General features: G+C 58.4%; 2 protein-coding genes. Both read right to left on the bottom strand.

Annotation, left to right across the window (positions count from 1 at the left end):
- Positions 1-856: 856 nt before the first annotated feature.
- A complete protein-coding gene (locus PV679_RS35860; protein ID WP_319685473.1) occupies positions 857-1,516 on the bottom strand; it encodes a hypothetical protein in 660 nt (219 codons plus the stop codon).
- Positions 1,513-3,300 (bottom strand): DEAD/DEAH box helicase, encoded by a 1,788-nt coding sequence (locus PV679_RS35865; RefSeq protein ID WP_319685474.1) that lies wholly within the window; start codon positions 3,298-3,300, stop codon positions 1,513-1,515. The genes PV679_RS35860 and PV679_RS35865 overlap by 4 nt, the downstream gene beginning before the upstream one ends.
- Positions 3,301-3,582 lie beyond the last annotated feature (282 nt).

Here is a 3,582-nt window from a genome sequence, read left to right on the forward strand (position 1 = left end):
GCCGGGCCCTCAGCCTGCCCCGGCCCAGAAAAAACCGCACCACACGAACACAGAGTCCCCGTCAGCAAACCGACAGAGACTCACGAACGATCGAGGCTAGAACGGGTCAGCCCGTTCTGATTGCCGTGAGCCTGTGCCCGGACGGGCGGGAGTCTGCGTCCTGGTTGGGGCCACCGAGGACGGGAAAAGGGCTGGTTAACTTGCGGTCGAGCATACGGATGCCAGGCCCAGGCTGTCTGCGTTCAGGCGTTTCAGCTTTGGGCGGGGGAGCACGTAGAACTCTCATCGGGCGGTGTCCAGCGACCTGTAGTCGGTATGTTCGCGTGCTGTTTGGACGGCGAATACGTAGACGTCGGAGTTGTAGACTTCTCCTCGGAGTTTCCGATCTTGGGGGTCCACGTGGGGGCGCGCAGTCCGTTGATGCGGATGTTGTGTGGGGCGGGTGACGAGAATTGAACTCGCACTCTGAGTGCGGGAACCGGCGGTTCTGCGCGTTGCGAGCTGACCTGACGGTTATGCCCTCGTAGCGAGCGCGGCGGGCATGTTGGACATTGCGACGCCGGTGACAGTGCTGTCTCGTCTCCCGAAACCCACAAGCTGCCCGGGCGACGTGCTCCCAGCGAAGGCGCGCCATGGCAGCAGGCTTTGGGAGACCGCCCACAGCACTCTCTGGGCAGCTTATTCCGGGCCCGAGGGCCGAAGCGGATCGGCTGTCTCGGACGGCCTCCGGGGAAAGCTCGTAGGCGATCCGGATCGAACAGGAGCCTGCCGGTGCGTTAAGGCTCAGTCGGCAACGTGACCGTTTGGTAGATCGGTTTAGGTCTCAATCTCTCCCGTGACGTCATTTGTTACCTCGTTACGACGTTCCGTCTGTCAGCAATTGAATAAGCTGCGCCAAGTCCTTGCGACTCAGAGACTTGCGCAACGCAACCGCCGCTTCATCGGGCTTGGTGACTGGGATTGAGACCCTTTTGTCCCGAAGGCCCGCTTCGATCATTGCTGCGTTTAGAGACGGCAGCTCACCGGCCTCCAGGCGGCCAGCCAGGTCAGGGCGAAGTTCACGCAACTGATCGAAGGCCCGAGAATTTCGGCCAACCTTACGCGGATTCGCCTCAGTCGCCTCAGTCGAGACAGCGGGCGGAATTGATGTACCTGCAAACCATTCATCGCGATCGTTCGAGACGGGATCGCTATCGGGGTTGAGGTTTTTCTCGAATTCTTCCAGAATAGTTGGCTCGTGAGAGATCAGATAACGGATTAGGTTCTCATCGGCTCCCAGGCCCCTTAGGGGTGGGGTGCGCAAAAATTCATGGAAATCATCATGACGCACCTCCTCCTCGCGGACGGTTACGAAATGACGCCAAAAGCCTTCCGTGATTACTTGTCGCAGCAACCCGGGGACGCTGTCCAAGCCGTTCTTTCCCCTGTCCAAGCTGGTGCTCAAGGCGTCGATGAGAGAGGCGCGTGCCCGTAGTTGCGCCTTCGGAACTGGTGGTACGGCCGGTTGGTCGGTCACGTGTTCTTCCCCGCTTCCAGATTGCGCGCCCATTCTTCAGCAAAATTCAGCCCGCGGTGTAGCTGGTCTGTAGTGCCATAGTCCGCGCGAGCGCCTGTCTCCTGGTTGATTCGGTTGCGCACCATTTTGAAGTCATCGTTGAAGTAACGCCTTGCAAGGTATTTGGCGCGAGTATGCAAGCGAACCTTGAGGTCATTCCGCACTCGCCACAAAGCGTCTTGGGCGTTGGGTGATTCTTGAGTTGCGCTGACAATCTTGTGATGTTGATCTGGGGTTGGAATTCCCGGCAAGACGATCCGGCCGCGGTCGATCAGCTTTCGGATCAAGGCAATCTGAATCTGCGGCAAACCGTCTTCGTCGATGATTTGTTGAGCCGCGTGGTGAATCTGCGCCTCATGCGCTTCGGGGCCGAACAGTGTGCTCTCTAGTGCGAGGTTATCGATGGAAAAGGACGTACCCAGAAGCAGTTGTGTGCTAGGCGGTTCGTCATCAAGGCCGTCAATCGGCGAGGCTGAACCTTCTGTGCTGTCTGCTCGGGCTGCTGCTTGTTCGGCTTTTGCCTGCTGCTCCAGCAGATCAATCTCGTGGTCAATGTCGTCCTCGATACCCTGGGCGAGTTCACGCAGGACGTCGAGAGCTGGCATGAACACTACCGCAGGCGTAGTGTCTTGAGGGTCGGGAATGCGCACGACTCGCGCGGTGCCTTGCGCGAAGAAGAGCTCGGTCTTCGTACGTGTTAGCCACACCAGCACTCTCAACCGAGGAATATCTACCCCTTCGGACACCATACGCACGGCAATGATGTAGGGGGCGTCACTGTGCGCGAATTTCTCTAGTGCAAGACGAGCAGCTGGGTCATCGCTTGTCACCGTTACAGCATCGTGTCCAGTAACCTGCTTTACCAGACGCGCATATGCCTTAACGTGCTCCTGGCTATTGGCTAGAATCAAGCACCCTGCATTGGGTACGGACTGGCGAACGCCCTGCAGTTCCCGATCGACCTCAGGGAGTAGCTTGGAGAACCATCCGCTGTCGGGGTCGATGACGGCACCCATGAACTTCGATCTGTCCGCCTGGGTAACGGCATCCGAGATGTTCGCGCTGACCGGCACTTTTTCCCCGAAGGCCAACTCGTTGACCTCGGCATCATAAAACCGTGTATCTAGGCGTCGAATTACTTGGTCTCGAACGCCTCGCCCCGTGCCATAATTGTAGTCCCGGACAATGCGTGCAATGCCCTTTTCGTTTTGAGTGTACGTGGCAAATGGAATCTTGGAGGTATCGGAGCGCTTGGGAGTGCCAGTCAGCAGTAGTCGATGGCGAGCGAGCTCGAATGCTTTAGTGAGCGCCTCGCCCCATGCTTTCTTTTCGCCGGCATGATGCGCTTCATCGAAGATCACCAAAACGTGCCGCATTTGCATCAGGGTGCTGAACCCGCTTGGGGCTCCGCTGCCTGGTGCGGCGAGTAGCTGATAGGTAGTAGAGATCCCTTTGAAATCGCGCGGCAATGACCAGGGTGACTTCGAGTGAACTTCCGGGCTAAGTGGGATACCGAAAAGGGCGGCTTTGTCGGCCCATTGCTTAGTTAACGCATCTGAAGGAGAGACGACCACCACGAAGTTGATCGAGCCGGACTGCAATAGGTGGCTTGCGACTGCAAGAGCGAATTCTGTCTTACCGCCTCCGGGGCAGACGGCGGCCAGATAGTTCTGAGCCATTCGGCTGGTGTAGTCAGCGAATGCTGCTTCCTGCCATTCGCGAGGTGGTCGGACCCAAACAGCCATGGCACCTTCTCCAGCCAACTGGTCCCAGCCGTTGTTCCCACCGGCCGAAGACACGGCAGGCGGGCCCCACCGGGAACCCAGACGAACAGTGGATCCCGAGTCTAGCGAGCCGGTCTGACATCACGGGTTCGCCAAGCTCCTAGCCTCTCCTTTTCGCTTCGGATGGCTGGGCTTGAAGCTTCCCCCCTTGATCGTGGACACCTGGAGACTGGGATCAGAGTGGTTCCAGAGGAAGCAGTGACCAGGTGGCAAGCAAGTACACGAAGCGGTACTCGGACGAGT

The organism is Streptomyces sp. AK02-01A (assembly GCF_033795305.1).
Taxonomy (GTDB): Bacteria; Actinomycetota; Actinomycetes; order Streptomycetales; family Streptomycetaceae; genus Streptomyces.

What these genes read in the sequence shown, in the direction of transcription:
- PV679_RS35865 (WP_319685474.1), bottom strand. Translation starts at nt 3,300, where the DNA reads ATGGCTGTTTGGGTCCGACCACCTCGCGAATGGCAGGAAGCAGCATTC.